This window comes from Bradyrhizobium sp. HKCCYLS3013 (genome assembly GCF_051167615.1).
Lineage (GTDB): Bacteria > Pseudomonadota > Alphaproteobacteria > Rhizobiales > Xanthobacteraceae > Bradyrhizobium.
Window position 1 is genome coordinate 1 of record NZ_JBNPTK010000019.1, and the last position, 24,867, is coordinate 24,867.

Genomic DNA, 24,867 nt, shown 5'->3' on the forward strand with positions numbered 1-24,867 from the left:
TTGGCGATGCTCAAGACCGCAGAAGAATCCACGCCATGCACCATGTCCAGTCTGTCTGAACCGGACAGCCGTGGGCTCGTCCCGGGCATCCACGTCATTCCCAGGATGCCGACCAACGTCGATGGCCGGGACAAGCCCGGCCCTGACGACTTGGAGACACGCGAGCGCAAAGCTCCGATCTTCAAGTGTAGCAGCGTCGCCTGGGGAGGTGGAGGTGTGAGCCTCGACGTTGCGCCCAAGCGGCTGTAGCGGCCTCTCCAGACCCATTCTAAATTCAGCATGGCTCATGTGAGATCTTATGCCGTTTCGGAATAGCTGATAGAAGTCCCCGGGCGCTGGCGCGCGCTGTCCCTGTCCGTCACATAGCCTGTCAAGCTGCCGAAGCTGCAGGACCCGATCGCGCGACGAACCTGCGCCTGCGGACCTCGGTTGACGCGCCAGAACAGCACCCCAAGGAAGCAGAAGCGATGCCAACGACAGCCCGTGTCGACGTCCAGGCCTTTCTCGACGACCACCCGTTTTCCGGCTTCCAGTGGCTGATCTTCGCGCTCGGCTTCGTCATCGTGCTGCTCGACGGCTTCGACACCGCGGCGATCGGCTTCATCGCGCCGTCGCTCCTGAAGGAGTGGGGCATCGAGAAGTCGGCGCTGGGACCGGTGCTGAGCGCGGCGCTGTTCGGCCTTGCCGGCGGGGCGCTGTTCGCAGGGCCTATCGCCGATCGTCTCGGCCGCAAGCTGGTGCTGGTCGGCTCCGTGCTGATCTTCGGCATCGCCTGTCTTGCCTCGGCGTTCGCGAGCAACCTCACCGAGCTCACCATGCTCCGCTGCGTCACCGGCATCGGCCTCGGTGCCGCCATGCCGAATGCCGTGACCCTGCTCAGCGAGTACTGCCCGGGCCGGCTGCGCGCGACCATGACCAATTTGATGTTCTGCGGCTTTCCGCTGGGCGCGGCATGCGGCGGCTTTCTCGCGGCGTGGATGATCCCGCAATGGGGCTGGCGCAGCGTGCTGGTGCTCGGCGGCGTCACCCCGCTGGTGCTGACGGTGCTGCTGATCGCGATCCTGCCGGAATCGGTGCACTACCTGTTGTCGCGAGGCGCCAGTGTCGACCGTGTCCGTAAGGTCATGCGCAGGGTCTCCTCTGCCGCCTCCAAAGTCGGGCAGTTCGTGATGCTGGAGCCGGAGCATGCCGAGACCACCCGGCGCGTCAATGCCACAGGCATCGGCATGGTGCTGTCGCCGGTGCTGCGTGTGGGCTCGCTGATGCTGTGGGTCACCTATTTCATGGGCCTGGTGATCTTCTATTCGCTGATCAACTGGATGCCGATCCTGTTCAAGGATGTCGGGCTGAACCCGCAGACCGCGACCTTGATCTCGGCGCTGTTCCCGCTCGGCGGCGTCGGGGCGGTGTTCTTCGGCCTGCTGATGGACCGCTTCAACGCCAACCGCATCGTCGCGGTCGGCTATGCGCTGACGGCGGTCACGATCTTCCTTATCGGGCAGGCGGCCGGCAACATGGGCTTCCTGGTGGTGATCGTGTTCGTCGCCGGCGTGGTCATGAACACGGCGCAGTCGTCGCTGCCGGCGCTGGCCGCGGCGTTCTATCCGACCCAGGGCCGCGCCACCGGTGTCGCCTGGATGATGGGCATCGGTCGCTTCGGCGGTATCGCCGGGTCGTTCCTGGTCGCCGAATTGACCGCGCGGCACCTGACCTTCAGCGAGATTTTCACCGTGATCGCTGTTCCCGGCTTGATCGCGGCGCTCGCCCTTGTGGTAAAGCAGGTCGTGGGACCGGGAGGCCGCGCCAGCGGCAAGGATGTCGGCGCCCCCGTGGCGGCGCATTGAAGGCGCTAGCTGGCTCGCGAGACAATCTGAGGGAGAGACTGACGTGATCATCGACGTGCACGGCCATTACACGACGGCTCCGAAGGCGCTCGAAGAGTGGCGCAACCGGCAGATCGCGGGCATCAAGGATCCCTCCGTCATGCCCAAGGCGTCGGAGCTTTCGATCAGCGACGACGAGCTGCGCGAGAGCATCGAGAGCAACCAGCTCAAGAAGATGAAGGAGCGCGGCAGCGACCTCACCGTGTTCTCGCCGCGCGCGAGCTTCATGGCCCACCATATCGGCGACTTCCAGGTGTCCTCGACCTGGGCTGGGATCTGCAACGAGCTCTGCTACCGCGTCAGCAAGCTGTTCCCGGACAATTTCATCGGCGTCGCGATGCTGCCGCAGTCGCCGGGCGTGGACCCCAAGACCTGCATTCCCGAGCTCGAGAAGTGCATCAAGGAGTACGGCTTCGTCGGCATCAATTTGAACCCGGACCCGTCCGGCGGCCACTGGACCTCGCCGCCGCTGTCGGACCGGCACTGGTATCCGATCTACGAGAAGATGGTCGAGCTCGACATCCCCGCGATGATCCACGTCTCGACCAGCTGCAATGCCTGCTTCCACACCACCGGCGCGCATTATCTCAACGCCGACACCACCGCGTTCATGCAGTGCCTGACGTCGGACCTGTTCAAGGACTTCCCGACCCTGAAGTTCCTGATCCCGCATGGCGGCGGCGCGGTGCCGTATCACTGGGGCCGGTTCCGCGGCCTCGCCCAGGAGCTGAAGAAGCCGCTGTTGAAGGACCATCTGCTCAACAACATCTTCTTCGACACCTGCGTCTATCACCAGCCGGGCATCGACCTCCTGACCGGCGTGATCCCGATCGACAACATCCTGTTCGCGTCGGAAATGATCGGCGCCGTCCGCGGCATCGATCCGGAGACCGGCTTCTACTACGACGACACCAAGCGCTACATCGAGGCCGCCAAGCTGACCCCAGAGCAGCGCCACCAGATCTACGAAGGCAATGCGCGGCGCGTGTTCCCGCGTCTCGACGCCGCGTTGAAGGCCAAGGGCAAGTAATCTAAAGGGCAGGCGATATGAGCACCCCCATGAACAATCTCGGCATCGTCAAGACGAAGATCAACCGCGCCGACAAGGCGGCGGTGGAGAAGCTGTCGAAGTTCGGCGTCGCCACCATCCACGAGGCGATGGGCCGCGTCGGCCTGATGCAATGCTACATGCGCCCGATCTATCCGACGGCGAAGATGTGCGGCACGGCCGTCACGGTGCTGCTGCAGCCCGGCGACAACTGGATGCTGCATGTCGCGGCCGAGCAGATCCAGCCCGGCGACGTCGTCGTCGCGGCCTGCACGGTCGAGAACACCGACGGCTTCTTCGGCGATCTCCTGGCGACCAGCTTCCGCGCCCGCGGCGCCCAGGGCCTCGTCATCGACGGCGGCGTCCGTGACGTCGCCGATCTCACCGACATGCAGTTCCCGGTGTTCTCGCGCGCGATCTCCGCGCGCGGCACGGTCAAGGCGACGCTCGGCTCGGTCAACATTCCGATCGTCTGCGCCGGCGCAGCCGTCAATCCCGGCGACGTGATTGTCGCCGATGTCGACGGCATCGTCGTGGTGCCGGCTGCTGTCGCGCACCAGGCGGCGGACGCGGCCGCGGCGCGCGAGGCCAACGAGGCCGACAAGCGCGAGAAGCTGGCGTCGGGCGTGCTTGGCCTCGACATGTACAAGATGCGCGAGCCGCTGGCGAAGGCCGGGCTCAAATACGTCGATTGAGCAGCGATGACCGCGGCGTCGAACCAGTGGCATGTCGGGCTGATCGGCTACGGCGAGGTCGGCAAGATCCTCGCCGAGGATCTGCGCAAGGACGGCGTGCGTGTCTCGGCCTATGATGTGAAGCTTGCCGACAGCCGCGGCGACGCCATGCGCAGCCATGCCGACGGCATCGGCGTGACGCTCGCGGCCTCGCATGCCGAACTGGCGGCGCAGGCCGACTTCATCGTCTCGGCAGTGACCGCCAGCCAGGACGTGGCGGTGGCGGAAGCCTGCGCTCCGAAGATCAAAACAGGCGCGTGGTTCCTCGACTTCAACTCGGCTTCGCCCGGCGCCAAGCAGCGCGCGGCCGCGTTGATCGACGGCGCCGGCGGCCGCTATGTCGAAGGCGCGGTGATGACCTCGGTGCCGCCCTATCGCATCAAGGTGCCGCTGCTGCTGGGAGGCGCCGGCGCGCGCGAGCTGGCGCCGCTGCTCAACGATCTGGGCTTTGCCGCGAAGCCCGCCAGCGACAAGCTCGGCGTGGCCTCGGCCACAAAGATGTGCCGCAGCATCATGATCAAGGGCCTGGAGGCGATGGTGATCGAGAGCTTCACCACCGCCCGCGCCTATGGCGTCGAGGACGCGGTGCTGGCCTCGCTGAAGGAGACCTTTCCCGGGATCGACTGGGAGAAGCAGGGCGCCTATTTCTTTCAGCGGGTCATCGAGCATGGCCGCCGCCGCGCCGAGGAGGTGAGGGAGGTGGCCGAGACCGTACGCGACATCGGGCTGACGCCGTGGTCGGCGGAAGGCACCGCCGAGCGCCAGGCCTGGGTCGCCGATCTCGCCGATGACGGCCTGTTCGGCACGCGCGGCACCAAGGAATTCGCGCGCAGCCCGGACTGGCGCACCGAGGCCGATCGTATCATCAACAAGATCAAGTCCAAGGAGTAGGGAACCTCATGGAGTTCCAGAAGACCCCGGGATGGCTGGACTGGTATGACGGCCCGTCGAAGCCGCGCTTCAAGGTGCCGGCCGGCAGCGTCGATGCGCATTGTCACGTGTTCGGCCCTGGCGCCGAATTCCCCTATGCGCCCGAGCGCAAGTACACGCCCTGCGATGCCTCCAAGCACCAGCTCTACGCGCTGCGCGACCATCTCGGCTTCGCCCGCAACGTCGTGGTGCAGGCGACCTGTCACGGCGCCGACAACCGCGCGATGGTCGATGCGCTCGTGCATTCCAACGGCAAGGCGCGCGGTGTCGCCACCGTCAAGCGCAGCGTCACCGACGCCGAGTTGCAGGCGATGCACGACGCCGGCGTGCGCGGCGTCCGTTTCAACTTCGTGAAGCGCCTGGTCGACTTCACGCCCAAGGACGAGCTGGTCGAGATCGCCAGCCGCATCAACAAGCTCGGCTGGCATGTGGTGATCTATTTCGAGGCCGTCGACCTGCCGGAGCTGTGGGATTTCTTCACCTCGCTGCCGACCACCGTCGTCGTCGACCATATGGGGCGTCCCGACGTGACCAAGCCGGTCGATGGCCCGGAGTTCGAGCTGTTCGTGAAGTTCATGCGCGAGCACCACAACGTCTGGTCCAAGGTGAGCTGCCCGGAGCGTCTCTCGGTCAAGGGACCGCCGGCGCTGAACGGTGAGCAGAACGCCTATCGCGACGTGGTGCCGTTCGCGAAGCGCATCGTCGAGACGTTCCCGGATCGCGTGCTGTGGGGCACCGACTGGCCGCATCCGAACCTCAAGGACCACATGCCCGACGACGGCCTGCTGGTCGATTTCATTCCCCACATCGCCGTCACCGCGGAGCTGCAGCAGAAGCTCCTGGTCGACAATCCGATGCGGCTGTACTGGCCCGAAGAATCCTGAAGGAGGGAAGCGATGTCGCTCGACAAACCCTATACCGACGTTCCCGGCACGACCATCTTCGACGCGGACATGTCGCGGATGGGCTATCACCTCAACCAGTTCTGCATGTCGCTGATGAAGGCGGAGAACCGCGCCCGCTTCAAGGCCAACGAGCGCGCCTATCTCGACGAATGGCCGATGAGCGAGGAGCAGAAGCAGGCCGTGCTCGACCGCGACCTCAACCGCTGCATTGCGCTTGGTGGCAACATCTACTTCCTCGCCAAGATCGGCGCGACCGACGGCAAGAGCTTTCAGCAAATGGCCGGCAGCATGACCGGCATGACTGAAGACCAGTATCGCGAGATGATGATCAAGGGCGGCCGCTCGGTTGAGGGCAACCGCTACACCGGGGAGAAGAAGTAAATGGCAAAAATCTCCGCAAGCGTTTTCACCTCGCACGTGCCGGCGATCGGCGCCGCCCTCGACCTCGGCAAGACCGGCGAGGATTATTGGAAGCCGGTGTTCGCCGGCTACGATTTCGCCAAGCAGTGGGAGAAGGAGCAGAAGCCGGACGTGGTGTTCCTGGTCTTCAACGACCACGCGACCGCCTTCAGCCTGGACATGATTCCCACGTTCGCGATCGGCACCGCAGCCGAATATCAGCCGGCCGACGAGGGCTGGGGGCCGCGCCCGGTGCCCAAGGTGATCGGACACCCGAAGCTCGCCGCGCATATCGCGCAGTCGGTGATCCAGGACGATTTCGATCTCACCATCGTCAACAAGATGGATGTCGACCACGGCCTGACCGTGCCGCTTAGCCTCGTGTTCGGCCAGGTCGATGCCTGGCCGTGTCCGGTGATCCCGTTCGCCGTCAACGTCGTGCAATATCCGGTGCCGTCGGGCCGCCGCTGCTTCATGCTGGGCAAGGCGATCCGCAAGGCGATCGAGAGCTATGACGAGCCGCTCAACGTGCAGATCTGGGGCACCGGCGGCATGAGCCATCAGCTGCAGGGCCCGCGCGCCGGCCTGATCAACCGGGAATGGGACAACATGTTCCTGGACAAGCTGATCAACGATCCCGAAGGCCTGTCCAAGGTGCCGCACATCGACTACGTCCGCGAGGCCGGCAGCGAGGGCATCGAGCTCGTGATGTGGCTGATCGCGCGCGGCGCCATGAGCGACGTCAACGAGACCAAGAAGGGCAACGCTCCGACCGTGCGCCACCGCTTCTATCATGTGCCGGCCAGCAACACCGCGGTCGGCCATCTGATCCTGGAGAACAACTAAATGGCCAAGACGATCAAGGTCGCGCTCGCCGGCGCCGGCGCCTTCGGCATCAAGCATCTCGACGGCATCAAGAACATCGACGGCGTCGAGGTGGTGTCGCTGGTCGGCCGCCGCTTCGACCAGACCAAGGAAGTCGCCGACAAATACGGCATCAAGCACGTCGCGACTGAGCTCGCCGACAGCCTCAAGCTGCCGGAGGTCGACGCCGTCATTCTCTGCACGCCGACACAGATGCATGCGGCGCAGGCGATCGACTGCCTCAAGGCCGGCAAGCACGTGCAGGTCGAGATTCCGCTCGCCGACTCCTTGAAGGACGCCCAGCAGGTGGTCGAGCTGCAGAAGGAGACCAAGCTGGTCGCGATGTGCGGTCACACCCGCCGCTTCAATCCGAGCCACCAGTTCGTGCACAAGAAGATCAAGGCCGGCGAATTTCACATCCAGCAGATGGATGTGCAGACCTACTTCTTCCGCCGCACCAATATGAATGCGCTGGGCCAGCCGCGCAGCTGGACGGACCATCTGCTGTGGCACCACGCCGCGCACACCGTCGACCTGTTCGCCTACCAGGCGGGCTCGCCGATCGTGAAGGCCAATGCGATCCAGGGACCGATCCATCCGACCTTGGGCATCGCGATGGACATGTCGATCCAGCTCAAGGCCGCCAATGGCGCGATCTGCACCTTGTCGCTGTCGTTCAACAATGACGGCCCGCTCGGTACCTTCTTCCGCTACATCGGCGACACCGGCACCTACATCGCGCGCTACGACGATCTGGTGAACGGCAAGGAGGAGAAGATCGACGTCTCCAAGGTCGATGTCTCCATGAACGGCATCGAGCTGCAGGACCGCGAGTTCTTCGCCGCGATCCGCGAGGGCCGCGAGCCCAACGCGTCCGTTGCCCAGGTGCTGCCCTGCTACCAGGTGCTGCACGACCTCGACGCGCAGCTCGCGAAGGGCTGAGCCGATTCCCTCCTCGCGTCTCGGCGCGCGGGGAGGGGACCCTCGGCGGCGCCTGGAAGATCCGCCGACGAGCGTTGCACTCGTATGGCGGCTTCGCTTACCATCGGCTTCAGCAAGATGAGGCCGCCCTTGACCGTGCAATCGCCGCAACCGTTCCAGACCGAAAGCTTTACCGACGCGGCCGCCGCGGTGGCCCGGCTCGAGGAGATCTACGAGCGCAACACGGCGTTCCTGCGCGGCCATTTCGAGGCCTATGCCAACGGCGTCGTGCCGGCGACACGGATCCGCGCCACCTATCCCTTCGTGCGGCTGACGACCGCAAGTCATGCCCGGCTCGACTCGCGTCTGGCCTATGGCTTCGTCGCAGGGCCCGGCGTGCACGAGACCAGCGTGACGCGGCCAGACCTGTTCCGTTCGTATCTCACCGAGCAGATCCGTCTGCTGGTGGAGAACCACGGCATGCCGGTCGAGATCGGCGAGTCGGCCGAGCCGATCCCGGTGCATTTCGCCTATCGCCGCGACATCAACATCGAGACGGCGCTTCCGCACCACGAGAGCCCGTTGGTGACGCGCTCGCTGCGCGACGTGTTCGACGCTCCGGATCTCGCGACCATGGACGATGCGATCGCCGACGGCACGCTCGAGCTGAAGCCCGGCATGCCGGAGCCGCTGTCGCTGTTCCGCGCCGCGCGCGTCGACTACTCGCTGCGTCGGCTCTATCACTACACCGGGACCGACCCGGACCATTTCCAGAATTTCGTGATCTTCACGAACTATCAGTTCTATGTCGACGCCTTCGCCGATTGGGGCCGCCAGCAGCTGGCGGCCGCGCAGGGGGCAGCCGAGGCCTTCGTCGAGCCGGGCAATGTGATCACGCGAACCGCGCGGCTCGGCGGCGGCACCACGGGCTCCGCGCCGGCGCGCACGCCACAGATGCCGGCGCTTCATCTGGTCGAGCCAGGCCATCAGGGGATCACACTGATCAACATCGGCACCGGCCCGTCGAATGCGCGCAACGTCACTGACCACATTGCGGTGCTGCGGCCGCATGCCTGGCTGATGGTCGGCCACTGCGCGGGACTGCGCAACACTCAGCGGCTCGGCGACTACGTCCTCGCGCACGGCTACGTCCGCGAGGACCACGTGCTCGACCAGGAGCTGCCGCCCTGGGTGCCGATCCCCGCGCTGGCCGAGGTGCAGGTCGCGCTCGAAGAGGCCGTGGAGACGGTGACCGGCTATTCCGGCTTTGAGCTGAAGCGGGTGATGCGGACCGGCACGGTGGCCAGCGTCGATAACCGCAATTGGGAGATCTCCGGCCCTGGGGTGATCCGCCGCTTGTCGCAGTCGCGCGCCGTCGCGCTCGACATGGAGTCCGCCGCCATCGCCGCCAACGGCTATCGCTTCCGTGTGCCCTACGGCACCTTGCTCTGCGTCTCCGACAAGCCGCTGCATGGCGAGATCAAGCTCGCCGGCATGGCCGGCGACTTCTACCGGCAGCGCGTCGGCCAGCATCTCCAGATCGGGCTGAAGGCGCTGGAACTGCTGAAGCACCAGGAGTCGGAGCGGCTGCATTCGCGCAAGCTGCGCAGCTTCGCCGAAGTCGCCTTTCAATAGCGGTCTGCGACCGCCGCCGATCAGCGGCCGCGGCGCTCGTCGAAGGCCTGACGCGCCTGCTCGACCTCGGGCATCTTGGCGATGGTCCAGGCGTAGAGCGCGCGGAATGGCGGCTGCAGGGTCCGGCCGAGCGGCGTGATCTCGTACTGGACGGCAACGGGCGAGTCCGCGATTACCTCCCGCGCGACGAGGCCGTTGCGCTCGAGCCGGCGCAGGCATTGCGTCAGCGCCTTCTGGGTGACGCCCTCGAGCTGCTTCTTGACCGCGTTGAAGCGCAACGGCCCGCCGTCCAGCACGGCCAGCACCATCATCGACCATTTGTCGGCGATCTGGTCGATCAGCACCCGGCTCGGGCATTCCGACGAGAAGTGCTGCGGCTTGCAGCGGAGCGGGGCGGTCTCTGATGTCGACGCGACGGTCACGACGCGGTTTCCTCTGATATACCTGAGCGACTTCGGGTGCCTGATTGACTTCAGGTTTACGAAGTATACTGGAGCGGTTCCGAACGCAATGGAGCCCTCTGAATGTCCGACCTCGATACCAGCGTGCTGTTTCGTCCGTTTCGCCTGAAGTCGCTGGAGCTGAAGAACCGCATCGTCATGGCGCCGATGACCCGCAACGCGGCGCCGAATGGCGTTCCCGGCGAGGCCAATGCCGCTTATTACCGTCGCCGCGCCGAAGGCGGCGTGGGGCTGATCCTGACCGAGGGCACTGTCGTCAACCGTCCGGCCTCGCGCAACGAGCCCAATATTCCCTTCTTCCACGGTGACGCAGCCCTGGCTGGCTGGCGGAGCGTGGCGAGCGCCGTACACGCGGCCGGCGGCCGCATCGCGCCACAGATCTGGCACACCGGCTCGACCAAGGGCATGAGCCGCTGGGAGCCTGATGCGCCGGTCGAGAGCCCGTCCGGGCTGGTTGCGCCTGGCAAGCCGCGCGGCAACGCGATGACCGAGAACGACATCGCCGACACCGTCGCCGCATTCGCGCAGGCCGCGGCCGACGCCAAGCGCACCGGCTTCGACACCGTCGAGATCCACGGTGCGCACGGCTATCTGATCGACGAGTTCTTCTGGTCCGGCACCAACCAGCGCGAGGATCGCTATGGCGGCGCCAGCATCAAGGAGCGCTCGCGCTTCGCCGGCGAAATCGTCGCCGCGATCCGCAAGGCGGTGGGGCCGGATTTTCCGATCATCCTGCGCGTCAGCCAGTGGAAGCAGCAGGACTATGCGGCGCGCCTCGCAGAGACGCCGGCGCTGATGGCCGACTGGCTGCAGCCGCTGGTCGCGGCCGGCGTCGACATCCTGCACTGCTCGCAGCGCCGTTTCTGGGAGCCGGAATTCCCGGACGTCGACGGCGAGAAGGGCCTGAACTTCGCCGGCTGGGCCAAGAAGATCACGGGCGCCGCGACCATCAGCGTCGGCTCGGTCGGCCTGTCCGACGAGTTCTTCTCGGCGTTCGCCGGCAAGCCGTCGACGACAGCCGATCTCGATGCGCTGCTGGAGCGCATGGCCAAGGAGGAGTTCGACCTGATCGCGGTCGGCCGCGCGCTGATCAGCGATGCCGAATGGGTCGCCAAGATCAAGTCCGGCGACAAGGCCGGCCTGAAGGGCTTCAGCGCGGCGGATCTCGGCGCGCTGGTGTGAGCTGTGTCGCGGCTCCTTCATCCAGTCTGTTCGCGTCCTCCTTTCGCAGAGCAGGCTATCTGCGCTGTTAGTTGAGTTCGAGTAGTCGCTACGAGCCCGGTGCACCCTCTCCCACAAGGGGAGAGGGTGCACCGCCGTTGTCGCTCGTTCGTCCTTCCTCTCGACGAAGTGGAACGCTTGTTGTTGTTTCGTGAGGGGCAGTCACCTTGCGCCTTGCTCGACTGAGCTTGCAACCCCCGCAACTAATGCACCGTCAGCTCCAGGTACATCGGGCTGCGGAAGGTCGATGACGGCATCCAGGGCAGTTGCTCCTGGGTGCGGCGATAGTCCGGCACGACCTTGTGCAGCTCGTCGAACGCGATCCTGATCGCCATGCGCGCGATCGCCGATCCCAGGCAGGCATGCACGCCGCCGCCGAAGCCGAGGTGGCCGCGCGGCTTGCGCGTGATGTCGTAGACGTCGGGATTGGGAAACTGCCGCTCGTCGCGATTGGCGGAGCCGTAGGCGAGGCAGACGAAGTCGCCCTCGCGCATGGTCTGGCCGTGCAGGGTGAGATCCTTCTGCAGGCAGCGGCGGAAACGCTGCGCCGAGGTGTTGAAGCGCAGCGACTCCTCGACGGCGTCCGCCAGCAGATCGGGATTGGCGACGACCGCACGGCGGGCGTCGTCGTGATCGGCGAGATTGTAGGCCAGCATCGTCATGAAGCCGCCGAGAGACTCGATGCCGGCCATGATCAGCGTGGTCGTCGTCAGCAGCACCTCGCGCTCGTCTAGCTTGTCGCCGTCGATCTCGGCCATGCTGAAATGCGAGATCAGATCGTTCTGCGGCCGCGCCCGGCGCTCCGCGATGATGCCGGCCGCATAGTCCTGCATCCAGTTGTAGGCTGCGATGTGCTGCGGTCCCTTGGCGCGGCTCACCGGATCGCTCTGCACCATGAGCACCGCCTTGTCGCGCACCGTCTGCTCGTCGCCGAGCGGCAGGCCGAGTGCGGCGAACAGCACGCGCACCGTGAACTTCGACGAGAAGGCGTCGATGAAGTCGAACCGGTCCTGGCCGCGCAGCGCCTCGGCGCTGTCGCGCGCGATGTCGCGGATCGGGCCTGACAGGCTCTCCAGATTGCGCTTCATGAAGGCATGCTGGACGAGGCCACGCAGCCGGTCATGGCGCGGCGGATCGGTGGTGCCGAGCGTCGCGCCGGCGCGGTTCGGCAGCTCGGTCATCAGGTTGCCCTTAGCCGACGAATAGGTCTGCCAGTTCGTGCCCGCCGCTGCCACGTCGGCATAGCGCGACAGGATCCACATCTGGGCTTGCTGGCTCCAGAAGCAGGGGTGCTCGTCGCGCAGCGTCTTGTAGAACGGGAACGGGTCGGCATCGACCGCCGGCGAATACGGGTCGAACGTGAACATGTCGGGCCTCCTCTCCATTGAGTGTGGTCGTTGTTGTTCTTTTCACTGATCTAGCCGAGCCGTGGCCGCGGCGTGAGACACGAAAGCCGGTCAAGACTTGTACTTTTCCGACATTCGGGGTTAGCTCTCGCTCATGCCCCGCTTTCGCACCAAGCCGTCGATCCCGGCCTTCGCGCTGTACGGCGAAGCCTCCGCCGCGCAGCCGGACATGCTGCATGTCGAGCCGATCCAGGTGCGCAGCAAGCTGTATCGCTGGGAAATCGAGGCGCATACGCACCAGGGCCTGCATCAGATCCTCTGGGTCGCCTCCGGCCCGGCCGAGATCGCCTTGGACGAAAGCCGCGAGCGCTGCACCGGCCCGGTGGCGGTGATCATTCCGCCCGGCGTGGTCCATGCCTTCCGCTTCTCGCGCGAGACCGACGGCTACGTGCTCACCTTCAATCCGCGGGCGGTGGTGGAGGGCGACGTGCCGGCGACCGGCGAGGCGCTGCGCGACCTGTTTGCAGCGCCGCAAATCCTGCATCTGGAGCCGCAAGCCGTTGCGACGGGCCGGATCGGCACGCTGTTCGTCGACCTCGCCGGCGAGTTCGCCGCGGCCGATTCCGCGGCCTCCCCGGTGCCGCACTGGCTCGGGCGCTCGATCGTGTGGCGGCTGGCGCAGCAGAGCGCGCGGCAGTCGCAAGGCGGGCGGCGCGGCAGTGGGCACGCTGATCTGTTCACCCGCTTCATCGTGCTGGTTGAGGCGCATCACCGCGATCACTGGTCGGTGGCGCGCTACGCCGACGAGCTCGGCATGACGCCGGAGCGGCTCAATCGGTTGACGCGGGCCGAGACCGGCCAGTCCGCGCTCGACATCGTGCATGCGCGTCTGGCCCGTGAGGCCTGTCGTCGGCTGACCTATATTGCAGCGCCGGTGTCGAAGCTGGCGTTCGAGCTCGGTTTCAAGGACCCGGCCTATTTCTGCCGCTTCTTCAAGCGCCACACCGGGGCCAGCCCGCGCGACTATCGGCGCGCGATGGGCGTGGGAGACGGCGCGGCGCCGCCGGCCGGCTGACCGGCGCCGCCCGATACCACCGTCGCATTCGTTTTGCGTCGCGGCATGGTGTTGGAAAAGTACAAGAGAATGCCGCGTCCATCCAACTGATCCTGCGCATTTCTTGGTAAAATCCGCCACTGAAAAGCATACCCAACAAACCTGCGTCTGCGAATCCGGGAGAACACGCCCATGAAAGTCCAAGTCTGCATCATCGGCGGAGGCCCGTCGGGGCTGATGCTGTCGCAGCTCCTGCATCTGCAGGGCATCGATACGATCATCCTGGAGAAATCCAGCCGCGACTACGTGCTGTCGCGCATCCGTGCCGGCGTGCTCGAGCACGGCTTTGCCGAGCTGATGCGCGAGGCGCAGTGCGGCGAGCGCATGGATCGCGAGGGCGAGATCCATCACGGCTTCTACATCGCCCATGACGGCAAGCTCGACCGCGTCGACCTGCACAAATATTCCGGCGGCAACTCGGTGATGGTCTACGGCCAGACCGAGCTGACGCGCGATCTCTACGAGGCCCGCGACAAGCTCGGCGGCAAGGTCGTGCACAACGCGGCCGACGTCACGCCGCACGACATCGCCTCCGACAAGCCCTACGTCACCTATCGCAGCGGCGAGGAGGTGATCCGCGTCGACTGCGACTACATCATCGGCGCCGACGGCTTTCATGGCGTCAGCCGCAAGTCGATCCCGCACGACAAGCTGACGGAATACGAGCGGGTGTACCCGTTCGGCTGGCTCGGCGTGCTGTCGCGCACCAAGCCGGTGTCGCCGGAGCTGATCTATGCCAAGCACGAGCGTGGCTTCGCGCTGTGCTCGCTGCGCTCCCAGGTGCTGAGTCGCTATTACGTCCAGGTGCCGCTCACCGACAAGGTCGAGGACTGGAGCGACGATGCGTTCTGGGAGGAGCTGAAGCGCCGCCTGCCCAATGAGATCGCGGCCAAGCTGATCACTGGCCCGTCGATCGAGAAGAGCATCGCGCCGCTGCGCAGCTTCGTCGCCGAGCCGATGCGCTACGGCCGGCTGTTCCTGGCCGGCGACGCCGCCCACATCGTGCCGCCGACCGGCGCGCGCGGGCTGAACTCGGCGGCGTCCGACATCTACTATCTCTATCATGCGCTGCTCGATCACTACAAAAAGGGCGACGACGCCGGCATCGACGGCTACTCCCAGCGCGCGCTGGCGCGGATCTGGAAGGCGCAGCGCTTCTCGTGGTGGATGACAACGCTGCTGCATCGCTTCCCCGACCGGCTGTCCTACGACGACAGGCTGCAGGACACCGAGCTCGCCTATCTGTTCTCGTCCGAGGCCGCGCAGCGGTCGCTGGCGGAGAACTATGTCGGGCTGCCGTTCTGAGCGAGCGCGGCGCGCTTCGTCGGCGTCAACTGATGGCGTAACCGCATCAGCAAACTCTCCTGTCGTCCCGGCCTTGAGCCGGGACCCATAATCACAGGGCATAGTTCGGGGCAGGCGCGTCGGCCATCCCGCGCCTCACACCCGCCGCGGACCATGGGTCCCGGGTCGGCGCCGCGACGCGCTTTGCGCGTCACGGCTTGCCCGGGACGACGGTGGTGGGTGGGGTAGGCTTCACGGCTCAAACAGCGAGGACATAGCAGCGCGTTCTCGCGGCATCTGATGCCCGAGGCCTGCAATTGGTTCGTCCCTCCAAGTGAGAGGGCGCAGGGAATGCCGGGTGAAGGCCTCACCCATGGCCCGCCTGCGAAAAAAATGCAGGCGGCAGGTACCACAGGTGCAGCCGAGCATCCGGCATTCCCTGCGCGGTGTCTTCACGCTTATACGCAGTCGCCCTGGTGCGCCGGGCTTGTTGGCCACCATCCCCAACGCAATGCGTTAGCATTGCGCCAGGTTGACACCAGCTTCGGGGTGTCAGGCCGCTGCGACTTCACGTCCGCAAGCGATCGTTCGTCCGCACCCTCGTGAAAGAGAATGCTGCGATCTCTCGCGGCCACCGCATCCCCGCCTCGCGTGTCGTGACGATCGCGCGCAACGCCCCTCTCGTTGAGGCGGGATGGCGGGAGATAATCACGAATTCGGATAAATGGCAAGGTGATTATTTTTATCGGAAGATGACGCCGGCTGGCCGGCCGATGGCAGGCAGGCCGGCCCTCGGGCGGGTTCCCTGCTGGACGTCGTGCTTCCTGTTAGGAATTTACTCATTCTCCTCCTCAATCCGGCGTTAAGTCCCTCCGCGAGAAGCTGTCGGCGAGGAGTTGCCGATGTCAGCCGACCACCACGACGATGCCCGCCGCCTGGAAGCCCTTGCCGAACTCGACATCCTTGATACACCCAGCGAGCTCGCCTTCGACCGTCTCACCGGCCTGTGCCGGAAGGTCTTTGGCGTCCCGATGTCGACACTCACCCTCATCGACGGCCATCGCCAATGGTTCAAGGCGGCCACAGGGATGGCCGACCGTGAGGGCGAGCGGCGGCCCGCGCTGTGCAACTATGCCATTCAGGAAAGCGAGCCGCTGATCATCCCCGACACGCATCAGGATGCGCGGCTGGTGGACAACGTCCTCGTCCATGGCAAGCCGTTCATTCGGTTCTACGCTGGTGCGCAGCTTCGCATCTCCGGCGTGAACGTCGGCACGCTATGCGCGATGGACACGACGCCGCGCGAGTTCAGTGCGCACGATGTCGATGTGCTCAAGGACCTCGCCGCGATCGCCGTCGACGAGCTGATGCTGCGCAAGCTGAGCATGCGCGACGCCCTGACCGGCGCGCTGTCGCGCCGCGCCTTTCACAACGAAGGCGAGCGGTTGCGGGCGCTGGCCGAGCGTCACGGCCACAAGCTGACATATGCCATGGTCGACGTCGATCACTTCAAGTCGGTGAACGACACTTACGGCCATGCCGTCGGCGATCTCGTCCTGTCCAGGCTGGTCGAGACCTGGCGGTCGGTGCTGCGGAGCTCCGACGTCATCGGCCGTCTCGGCGGCGAGGAGTTCGGCATCCTGCTGCCGCATACGGGCCTGCACGACGGGCTGGCGGTGTTGGAGAAGATGCGGTCGGCGGCTGCCGGCCTGTCGATCGACACGCCGTGCGGACCGATCAGGGTCACCGCCAGCTTCGGCGCCGCGGATCTGACTTCCCGTCTGGGCTTCGATGCCATGCAGGAGCGGGCGGACATGGCGATGTACTCCGCCAAGAACAACGGCCGCAATCAGGTCATCGCCTGGGTGGAGGCGTCACCGTCGATCGCGCCTGCGCTGCGCCGCGTGTTCAAGGCGGGGCAGATCGCGTTCAACGCCGGACGTTCGACGCTCGACTGCACGGTCCGTGCGTTGTCCGAACGCGCGGCTGCAATGGACGTGATCTCCACGGCCGACTTGCCGGAGAACTTCAAGCTCGCGATCGCCAGCGACGGTTTCTCACGTGCCTGCCGCATGACGGCGCGGTCCGACAAGCGGATCGAGGTCGCTTTCGTCTAGCTCCCTCGGGGCTTCCAGGCGCGGCCGGGCGCGCCGCCCCTCAAAAATGAGTTGCGCACCTCAAAAACCGCGTTATGGTCCTCAACCCAAAGGGGAGGACCATGAACGCGCCGCTGACATTGCGGGACATTGCGCGACAGGCGGGTGTGAGCCTCGCCACCGTCGACCGCGTGCTGCACAACCGGCCGGGCGTGCGCCCGGACACGGTGCGACGCGTCAAGGACGCCATGGCGCGTAGCGCGTTCCAGCCGCATGCGGCGGCCTCCGAACTCGCCCGTGCCCGCGCGCGGCGCTTTGCCTTCGTGATGCCGTCCGGCATCAATCCCTTCATGCAGCAGATTCAGGCGCATCTCGGCGATCTGGCGAGCTGGATGGCCGCGCGCCGGCTCACGGTCGATGTCGTCACGACCGACGTGTTCGATGCCGCCGTGCTGGCCGCGAAGCTCGAGCAGCTCGTCGGTCAGGTCGACGGCGTCGCGGTGGTGGCGCTCGATCATCCGGGCGTGCGCGCGGCGATCAACGATCTCGTCGAGTCCGGCGCCAAGGTGGTGACGCTGGTGTCGGACGTGCCATCGTCGCGGCGGCAGCATTATGTCGGCATCGACAACATCGCCGCTGGCCGCACCGCGGGGGCGCTGGTCGGACGCTTCGCCGGCGGCAAGGCGGGGCGGATCGCGATCATGGCGGGCTCGCAAGGCCTGCGCGATCATGCCGAGCGCATCTTCGGCTTCGGCCAGGTTCTCGCGGCGGAGTTTCGGCAACTTGAGGTTTTGCCGGTTGCTGAGGGGCATGACGTGGACGATCGCTCAGAGCACCTCATGCGCAAGCTGCTGACCGAGCACCGCGACATCGTCGGGCTCTACAATGTCGGCGCCGGCACGGCCGGCGTCGCCAAAGCGCTGACCGAGTCGGGGCGCGCCGACGACATCGTGTTCGTCGGCCACGACGTAACGGCACTGACGCGCAAGCTGCTGTTGAACGGCGTGATGGACGCGGCGATTTCGCAGAACCCGGGCCACGAGGCGCGCTCCGCGGTGCGCGTGCTGCTGGCGCTGGCGCGCGGCGAGCCGATCCTGAGCGAACAGGAGACGATCCGCATCGACATCGTGATGCGGGACAATCTGCCGTGAGCGGGCGGCCGCGGTGACGCGGTCGTTTGCGTACGGAACGAGAAAGACCGAGGTGCTGGTTTCGAGGCGACAGCAGATCGCCGAAGCGCCTGGCGGTCGGTGGGAGGAGTGGAGTCGTGTTTCTCGGACTGGATGTCGGCACATCCGGCGTGAAGGCCGTGCTGGAGGACGAGGCGGGCGCGCTGATCGCGAGCGCCGGGCGTCCGCTGGCGCTGTCGCATCCGCAGCCGCTGTGGTCCGAGCAGAATCCGGATCACTGGGTCGAGGCCGTCATCGGCGCGGTCGATGATCTCGCGCGGGAGCGTCCGCGCGAGACCGCGGTCGTCCGCGGCATCGGCCTGTCCGGCCAGATGCACGGCGCGACCTTGCTGAACCGCGACGGCCGGCCGCTGCGGCCGGCGATCCTGTGGAATGACGGCCGCTCGCAGGCCGAATGCGCCGAGCTCGAACGCCGCTGTCCCGAGCTGCATGCGATCGCCGGCAACCTCGCGATGCCCGGCTTCACCGCGCCGAAGCTCGTCTGGGTGGCGAAGCACGAGCCGAAGATCTTCGCCGAGGTGGCGAAGGTGCTGCTGCCGAAGGCCTATGTGCGCTATCGGCTGTCCGGCGAGATGGTCGAGGACATGTCGGATGCGGCCGGCACCCTGTGGCTCGACGTCGGCGCGCGGCGCTGGTCGGAAAAACTGCTGGCGGCGACCGGGCTCGGTCTCGATCACATGCCGCGCCTGGTCGAAGGCAATGAGCGCAGTGCCGTGTTGTCGCTCGAACTGGCGCGGCGCTGGGGCATGGGGGCTGACGTCGTGATCGCGGGCGGCGCCGGCGACAACGCGGCGAGCGCGATCGGGCTCGGCGCCATCACGCCCGGCGATGCCTTCCTGTCGCTCGGCACATCGGGCGTGCTGTTCCGGGTGACCGACCGCTTCGCGCCGGCGCCGCAAGCGGCCGTGCATGCGTTCTGCCATGCGCTCGGCGGGCTCTGGCACCAGATGGGCGTGATGCTGTCGGCCGCGGCCTCGCTGGCGTGGCTGGCGCGCATTCTCGAGACGCCGGAAGCCGCGCTGCTGGCGCCGCTCGGTAGCAGCGTCGATCGCCCGAGCCCGGTGCAGTTCCTGCCTTATCTCGACGGCGAACGCACGCCGCACAACGATGCCCACGCGGCCGGCGCCCTGGTCGGGCTGCGCAGCGCCGCCGGCCGCGCTGATCTGGTGCAGGCGGTGCTGGAGGGCGTGGCGTTCGCCTCACGCGACATGTTCGCCGCGCTCGCGCGCAGCGCGCAGCCGATCACAGAGCTCGATCTCGTCGGCGGCGGCTCGCGCTCTTTGTTGTGGGCGCAGATCATGGCCGACGTGCTCGGCGTCACCGTGCATCGCGTCGAGGAGGGCGAGGTCGGCGCCGCCATCGGTGCGTCCAGGCTCGGCCGTCTGGCCGCGACCGGCGAAGCCCCGGCCGATGTCTGCCGCAAGCCACAGCGGCTGCAGAGTTTCGAACCCCGCGCGCCGCAGCGCGCCGCCTACGACGACGCCTACGCGCAATGGCGCAAGCTCTATCCCGCTCTCAAGGAGTGCATCTCGTGAACGTCCAGGCTCCCTTCTTCCAGACCGGCGCGACCGTCAGCTATGTCGGGCCCGAGTCACGCAGCCCGCTGTCGTTCCGCTGGTACGACAAGGACCGTGTCATCCGGGGCAAGCGGATGGAGGATCATCTGCGCTTCGCCGTCTGCTACTGGCATTCGTTCTGCTGGCCGGGCAGCGATCCGTTCGGTGGCGAGACCTTCCTGCGGCCGTGGCAGCATGGCGACGATGCGCTGGCGATGGCGCGCGCCAAGGCCGATGTCGCGTTCGACTTGTTCCGGCTGCTCGACGTGCCGTTCTTCACCTTCCACGACGTCGACGCCGCGCCGGAAGGCGCGACGCTGAAGGAGTCGGTCGCCAATCTCAATGCGATCGGCGACCTGTTCGAGCAGAAGATGGCGTCTGCCAAGGTGCGGCTGCTATGGGGCACGGCCAATCTGTTCTCGCACCGCCGCTACATGGCGGGCGCCGCGACCAATCCGGATCCCGATGTCTTCGCCTATGCCGCCGGGCAGGTGCGCGCCGCGCTCGAGCTGACGCACCGCCTCGGCGGCGCCAACTACGTGCTGTGGGGCGGCCGCGAAGGCTACGAGACCCTGCTCAACACCGACATGAGGCGCGAGCTCGACCAGCTCGGTCGCTTCGTCTCGCTGGTCGTCGAGCACAAGCACAAGATCGGCTTCAAGGGACCGCTCTTGATCGAGCCGAAGCCGAAGGAGCCGACAAAGCATCAATATGATTTCGACGTCGCCACCTGCTACGGCTTCCTGCAGCGCTATGACCTGCTCGACGACGTCAAGCTCAATATCGAGCAGAACCACGCCATCCTCGCCGGTCATTCGTTCCAGCACGAGATCGCGCTGGCGCAGGCGCTCGGCGTGTTCGGCTCCCTCGACATCAACCGCGGCGACGATCTGCTGGGCTGGGACACCGACCAGTTCGCGATGAACGTGCCGGAGCTGGCGCTGGTGTTCCACGACATGCTCAAGGCCGGCGGCTTCACCACCGGCGGGCTGAACTTCGATGCCAAGATCCGGCGGCAGTCGATCGATCCGGATGATCTGCTGCACGCCCATGTCGGCTCGATGGACGCCTGCGCGCGGGCGCTGATCGCGGCCGACGAGATGCTGACCGACAGTGCGCTGACGGCGCCGCTCGCAGCCCGCTACGCCGGCTGGGACGGCGAGGAGGGGCAGGCGATCCTCGCCGGCCGCCGCTCGCTTGCCGAACTCGCCGACCGCGCCGCCGACACCGGCCTCGATCCGCAGCCTCGCTCCGGCCGGCAGGAATATCTCGAAAGCGTGGTGAACCGCTATGTCTGACGACAGCAGCCTGCGCATGTCCACGAACGAGGCTGGGCGCGCCGCGATGAGCACCGCCGCGCAGCCGGTGCTGGAGCTGAAGGGCCTCGGCAAGCAGTTCGGCGCGATCCGCGCGCTGCAGGGCGTGGATCTGACAATCGGCGCCGGCGAGGTCGTCGGCCTGATGGGCGACAACGGCGCCGGCAAGTCCACCCTGGTGCGCATCATCGCCGGCAACTTTCCGCCGAGCCAGGGCGCCATCCATTTCGACGGCCGCGAGGTGCATTTCCATCGCCCGATGGATTCGCGCAGCGTCGGCATCGAGGTCGTGTACCAGGACCTCGCGCTGGCCAACAATCTCACCGCCGCCGCCAACGTGTTTCTCGGCCGCGAGCTGAAGCGCAATTTCGGTCCCCTCGTGCTGCTCGACCACAAGGGCATGGAGGCGCGCGCGCTGGAGCTGTTCCGCGAGCTGCGCTCGGAGACGCGGCCGCACGATCTCGTCAAGGACATGTCGGGCGGCCAGCGCCAGGCGGTGGCGATCGCGCGCACGCGGCTGTCGAACGCCAAGCTGGTGATGATGGACGAGCCGACCGCGGCGATCTCGGTGCGCCAGGTCGAGCAGGTGCTGAGCCTGATCCATCGGCTGAAGGAGCAGGGCATCGCGGTGATCCTGATCTCGCACCGCATGCCCGACATCTTCGCGGTCTGCGATCGCGTCGTGGTGATGCGCCGCGGCGAGAAGAAGGCCGACAAGCCGGTCGGCGAGACCAGCCCCGAGGAAGTGACCGCGCTGATCACCGGCGCCAAGGAGGCGGCGTGATGTCCGTTCCATCCGGGACCAGCTCCGCCGGCACCGACGTCACCTTCACCAATGTCGGCGCCATCAGATGGTGGCATCGCGGCGTGTTCGCCTCGCAGACGGCCTACGTCACGCTGGCGCTCATCGCCCTCATCATCGTGATGAGCTTCGCCAGTCCCTATTTCCTGACCGAAGGCAATCTGCAGAACGTCGCCAAGAACTTCTCCTTCATCGCCATCGCGACGCTCGGCATCACCTTCGTGATCATCACCGGCGGCATCGACCTGTCGGTCGGCTCGATGATGTGCTTCGCGGCGATGATCACCTCGATGGTGATGACGACGCTGTCGACGCCGGGCATGCCGTTGTCCTCGCTGTTCGTGCATCTCGCCGCGGACGGCAAGACCGTCGTCGCCAACGTGCCCGGCCTGATCCTGATCGTCTCGGTGCTGGCCGGCCTTGCGGTCTCGCTGGTCGTCGGCCTCATCAACGGCGTCTGCATCGCCTTGCTCGGGCTGTCGCCGTTCGTGACCACGCTCGGCATGCTGTCGATCGTGCGCGGCCTGAGCTACGTGATCTCGAACGGCAAGGGCAGCTTCCCCGGCGGGCCGGACGCCGATTATTTCTACGCGCTGACGCAGGGTGACGTGTACGGCGTGCCGGCGCCCTTCATCTATCTGATGGCGCTGGCGCTGGTGATGGCGCTGGTGCTGCACCACACCGCGTTCGGCCGCCACGTGTTCGCGATCGGCGGCAACGAGAAGGCCGCGGAGCTCACCGGCGTCTCCGTGCCCCGCGTGAAGATCGAGGTCTATGTGATCGGCGCGCTGGCAGCCGGCCTGCAGGGCATCATCATCTCCGGCTGGCTCGGCTCGGCGCCTGCCAACATGGCAACGTCCTACGAGCTCAACGTGATCGCGGCGGCCGTGATCGGCGGCGCCAACCTCGCCGGCGGCCTCGGCGGCCCGCTCGGCGCCATCGTCGGCTGCGTGCTGCTCGAGGTGATCCGGAACGGCCTGGTGCTGGCCCAGGTCAACTCCTACTGGCAGCAGACCCTGGTCGGCGTGATCATCATCGCCGCCGTGCTGGTCGACCGCATCCGCGCCCGCCTGCTGTGACGAATACTGGCCGGGATGACAATCACGTCTATCCTCACCCGGAACAGACAATCATCAGGGATAGACATGGACGAGGGAACCCATGAAGAAGCTGCTCTTTGCGGTCGCGTCGCTCGCGATCATGCTGGCCCCGGCGCAGGCCGAGACCAAGTACCGCTTCGCCATCGTGCCGAAGGCGATGAACAACCCGTTCTTCGACGTCGCGCGCGACGGCTGTTTGAAGCGCGCCAAGGAGCTCGGCGATGTCGAGTGCATCTACAAGGGCCCGGTCGAGCACGAGCCGGCCACGCAGGCGCAGATCATCCAGGACTTCATCACCCAGAAGGTCGACGGCCTCGCCATCTCGGTCGCCGACGTTCCATCGATGACGAAATCGATCGAGGCGGCGACCGCCGCCGGCATTCCCGTCATCACTTTCGACGCCGATGCGCCGGGCTCCAAGCGCCTCGCCTATATCGGCACCAACAACAAGGACTTCGGTCTCGCGCTCGGCAAGCAGCTGCGGGAGCTCCGGCCTGACGGCGGCAAGTACGCCATCGTCTCCGGCGGTCCCGGCGCCAAGAACCTCGCCGAGCGTGTCGACGGCGTGCGCGAGGCGCTGAAGGGCTCGAAGTGGACGGAAGTGGCCGGTTCGCCGACCTTCTGCAACGACGATCCCGCGCTCGCCGTGCAGCAGATGGCCGACCTGCGCACCGCGACGCCGGACCTCGGCGCCATCGTGCCGATCGGCGGCTGGCCGATGTTCGCACCCGAGGGCTACAAGGCCTTCGTCAACAAGAACAAGAAGGACATCGACGCCGGCAAGCTGACGCTGGTCGTTGCCGATACGCTGAAGATGCAGCTCGAGCTGCTGCGCGACGGCTATTCCAACGCGCTGACCGGCCAGCGTCCGTTCGAGATGGGCGAGAAGGCGATGGACACGCTGCTCGCGATCAAGAAGGGCGAGAAGGTGCCTGAGGTGATCTACACGGGTCTCGACCTCGTCACCAAGGACAACGTCGCCAAGCTTCTGAACTGAGTTCCTCCCGGGGAAAACCTGGCGGTCCGGCATCCGGCTTCGGCCGGCGGCTGGGCCGCCCTTTTTTGTTTGGGGGCGGCGCGGTTGTGGCCGCGTTGACATCGCGAGTTATCTGACTTAGGTCAGATATCATGCTCGACCCCGTTTCCCGCATCCGCCGCTTCAACCGCGCCGTCACCTCGGAGGTCGGCGCGCTCGACACCTCGTTTCTCGGGCGGGGTCGGCCGCTCGGCGCGGCCCGCGTGCTCAACGCGATCGGCCACGGCCGCAGCGACGTCGCCGAGTTGCGCGACTATCTCGCGCTCGATTCCGGGCTGATGAGCCGGCTGCTGCGCGGCCTGGAGGAGGAGGGGCTGGTGACGACCCGGCCGCATCCCGACGACGCGCGCCGCCGCATCGCCAGGCTCACCGCAGGCGGCCGGCGCGAATTCGAGGCCTATGAGACGCTCTCCAACGCTCAGGCGGAGTCGATGCTGGCGCGCCATGGCCAGCCCCAGGCGTTGCTTGCCGCGATGGACATGGTCGCGGCCGCGCTCGGGCGTAGCCGCATCACCATCGAGGAGACCGATCCCAGGAGCGAGCAGGCGCGCTACTGCCTCGGCGAATACTACGCCGAGCTGTCACGCCGTTTCGAGCGCGGCTTCGATGTTTCGCTGTCGCGCGATCCCGACGCCTTGGACATGATGGCGCCGCGCGGCGCCTTCTTCGTCGCGTTGTCGGACGGCCTGCCGCTCGGCTGCGTCGGGCTGAAGGGCAGCGGCGGCGATGCCGCCGAGATCAAGCGGCTCTGGGTCGCGCCCGCCGCGCGCGGCCTCGGCCTCGGCCGCCGCCTGATGGATGCGGCCGAAGCGGCTGCGCGCAAGCTCTCGATCAGCCTTCTTCGCCTCGACACCAACAGCGCGCTCGCCGAGGCCATGCAGCTCTATCGTCGCACCGGCTGGACCGAGATCGACCGCTTCAACGACGACCCCTATCCGGACTTGTTCTTCGAGAAGCGGATTTCAGATTGATCTCGCGGCGCCTGCGCCTTGCGGTTCTCCAGGCCGAGCCACGGACCCGATCGCC

At 66.5% G+C, this 24,867-nt stretch carries 23 protein-coding genes; 21 read left to right on the forward strand and 2 right to left on the reverse strand.

From position 1 onward, the window contains the following. From ACQR1F_RS27030 to ACQR1F_RS27075, 10 genes are all read left to right on the forward strand, one after another. Window positions 1–249: hypothetical protein (locus tag ACQR1F_RS27030; protein ID WP_434914173.1), on the forward strand; the 249-nt coding region annotated here is incomplete at its 5' end. A 218-nt stretch (window positions 250–467) separates the two neighbouring features. Next, on the forward strand, window positions 468–1,844 hold the full coding sequence (locus tag ACQR1F_RS27035) for an MFS transporter (RefSeq protein ID WP_434914174.1): 1,377 nt from the start codon (window positions 468–470) through the stop codon (window positions 1,842–1,844). 43 nt (window positions 1,845–1,887) lie between these two features. Next, entirely contained in the window at window positions 1,888–2,913 is a 1,026-nt protein-coding gene (locus ACQR1F_RS27040) for an amidohydrolase family protein (protein ID WP_316183233.1), read from the forward strand. 17 nt (window positions 2,914–2,930) lie between these two features. Then, window positions 2,931–3,626: a 4-carboxy-4-hydroxy-2-oxoadipate aldolase/oxaloacetate decarboxylase gene (ligK, locus tag ACQR1F_RS27045; RefSeq protein WP_434895982.1), complete on the forward strand. Its 696-nt coding sequence runs from the start codon at window positions 2,931–2,933 to the stop codon at window positions 3,624–3,626. Between the two features lie 6 nt (window positions 3,627–3,632). Next, the gene (locus ACQR1F_RS27050) at window positions 3,633–4,556 is read left to right on the forward strand and encodes a DUF1932 domain-containing protein (protein WP_316183235.1); all 924 of its coding nucleotides are present in this window, start codon (window positions 3,633–3,635) and stop codon (window positions 4,554–4,556) included. Window positions 4,557–4,564: 8 nt separating this feature from the next. Continuing rightward, window positions 4,565–5,479 (forward strand): amidohydrolase family protein, encoded by a 915-nt coding sequence (locus tag ACQR1F_RS27055; RefSeq protein WP_434906957.1) that lies wholly within the window; start codon window positions 4,565–4,567, stop codon window positions 5,477–5,479. A gap of 12 nt (window positions 5,480–5,491) precedes the next feature. After that, on the forward strand, window positions 5,492–5,881 hold the full coding sequence (gene ligA / locus ACQR1F_RS27060; protein ID WP_257168873.1) for a protocatechuate 4,5-dioxygenase subunit alpha: 390 nt from the start codon (window positions 5,492–5,494) through the stop codon (window positions 5,879–5,881). Further along, complete coding sequence (locus ACQR1F_RS27065; RefSeq protein ID WP_315802433.1) at window positions 5,882–6,745, forward strand: class III extradiol dioxygenase subunit beta; 864 nt, start codon at window positions 5,882–5,884, stop codon at window positions 6,743–6,745. Then, the gene (locus ACQR1F_RS27070; RefSeq protein WP_315802434.1) at window positions 6,746–7,705 is read left to right on the forward strand and encodes a Gfo/Idh/MocA family oxidoreductase; all 960 of its coding nucleotides are present in this window, start codon (window positions 6,746–6,748) and stop codon (window positions 7,703–7,705) included. It begins immediately after the preceding gene. Window positions 7,706–7,822: 117 nt separating this feature from the next. After that, complete coding sequence (locus ACQR1F_RS27075; RefSeq protein ID WP_316239048.1) at window positions 7,823–9,319, forward strand: AMP nucleosidase; 1,497 nt, start codon at window positions 7,823–7,825, stop codon at window positions 9,317–9,319. A gap of 20 nt (window positions 9,320–9,339) precedes the next feature. On the opposite strand, the gene ACQR1F_RS27080 is transcribed toward ACQR1F_RS27075, so the two are convergent. Next, window positions 9,340–9,663, reverse strand: a complete 324-nt coding sequence (locus tag ACQR1F_RS27080) for a winged helix-turn-helix transcriptional regulator (protein WP_409997925.1) — start codon at window positions 9,661–9,663, stop codon at window positions 9,340–9,342. Between the two features lie 180 nt (window positions 9,664–9,843). On the opposite strand from ACQR1F_RS27080, the gene ACQR1F_RS27085 reads away from it, so the two are divergent. After that, window positions 9,844–10,962, forward strand: coding sequence for an NADH:flavin oxidoreductase (locus ACQR1F_RS27085; RefSeq protein ID WP_316183240.1), 1,119 nt, complete (start codon window positions 9,844–9,846; stop codon window positions 10,960–10,962). Between the two features lie 242 nt (window positions 10,963–11,204). Here ACQR1F_RS27085 and ACQR1F_RS27090 read toward each other — a convergent pair whose 3' ends face one another. Continuing rightward, window positions 11,205–12,368 carry a cytochrome P450 gene (locus ACQR1F_RS27090; RefSeq protein ID WP_316183241.1) on the reverse strand — a complete coding sequence of 388 codons (1,164 nt, stop codon included), beginning with the start codon at window positions 12,366–12,368 and terminating at the stop codon, window positions 11,205–11,207. A 133-nt stretch (window positions 12,369–12,501) separates the two neighbouring features. On the opposite strand from ACQR1F_RS27090, the gene ACQR1F_RS27095 reads away from it, so the two are divergent. The 10 genes from ACQR1F_RS27095 (at window position 12,502) to ACQR1F_RS27140 (ending at window position 24,812) form a co-directional block, all read left to right on the forward strand. Beyond that, on the forward strand, window positions 12,502–13,422 hold the full coding sequence (locus tag ACQR1F_RS27095) for a helix-turn-helix domain-containing protein (RefSeq protein WP_316183242.1): 921 nt from the start codon (window positions 12,502–12,504) through the stop codon (window positions 13,420–13,422). A gap of 171 nt (window positions 13,423–13,593) precedes the next feature. Then, entirely contained in the window at window positions 13,594–14,766 is a 1,173-nt protein-coding gene (pobA, locus tag ACQR1F_RS27100) for a 4-hydroxybenzoate 3-monooxygenase (protein WP_315802439.1), read from the forward strand. 881 nt (window positions 14,767–15,647) lie between these two features. Then, on the forward strand, window positions 15,648–16,862 hold the full coding sequence (locus ACQR1F_RS27105; RefSeq protein WP_434898294.1) for a sensor domain-containing diguanylate cyclase: 1,215 nt from the start codon (window positions 15,648–15,650) through the stop codon (window positions 16,860–16,862). Window positions 16,863–16,963: 101 nt separating this feature from the next. Next, entirely contained in the window at window positions 16,964–17,992 is a 1,029-nt protein-coding gene (locus ACQR1F_RS27110) for a LacI family DNA-binding transcriptional regulator (RefSeq protein ID WP_315802441.1), read from the forward strand. A 116-nt stretch (window positions 17,993–18,108) separates the two neighbouring features. Beyond that, entirely contained in the window at window positions 18,109–19,566 is a 1,458-nt protein-coding gene (gene xylB / locus ACQR1F_RS27115; protein ID WP_434898295.1) for a xylulokinase, read from the forward strand. Further along, entirely contained in the window at window positions 19,563–20,885 is a 1,323-nt protein-coding gene (xylA, locus tag ACQR1F_RS27120; RefSeq protein WP_434898296.1) for a xylose isomerase, read from the forward strand. The genes xylB and xylA overlap by 4 nt, the downstream gene beginning before the upstream one ends. A 16-nt stretch (window positions 20,886–20,901) precedes the next feature. Further along, window positions 20,902–21,687, forward strand: a complete 786-nt coding sequence (locus ACQR1F_RS27125; RefSeq protein ID WP_434898297.1) for an ATP-binding cassette domain-containing protein — start codon at window positions 20,902–20,904, stop codon at window positions 21,685–21,687. Continuing rightward, window positions 21,687–22,784, forward strand: a complete 1,098-nt coding sequence (locus ACQR1F_RS27130; protein WP_434898298.1) for an ABC transporter permease — start codon at window positions 21,687–21,689, stop codon at window positions 22,782–22,784. The genes ACQR1F_RS27125 and ACQR1F_RS27130 overlap by 1 nt, the downstream gene beginning before the upstream one ends. Before the next feature lie 82 nt (window positions 22,785–22,866). Next, window positions 22,867–23,802, forward strand: coding sequence for a sugar-binding protein (locus ACQR1F_RS27135; protein WP_434898299.1), 936 nt, complete (start codon window positions 22,867–22,869; stop codon window positions 23,800–23,802). A 131-nt stretch (window positions 23,803–23,933) separates the two neighbouring features. After that, on the forward strand, window positions 23,934–24,812 hold the full coding sequence (locus ACQR1F_RS27140) for a bifunctional helix-turn-helix transcriptional regulator/GNAT family N-acetyltransferase (protein WP_434898300.1): 879 nt from the start codon (window positions 23,934–23,936) through the stop codon (window positions 24,810–24,812). Window positions 24,813–24,867 lie beyond the last annotated feature (55 nt).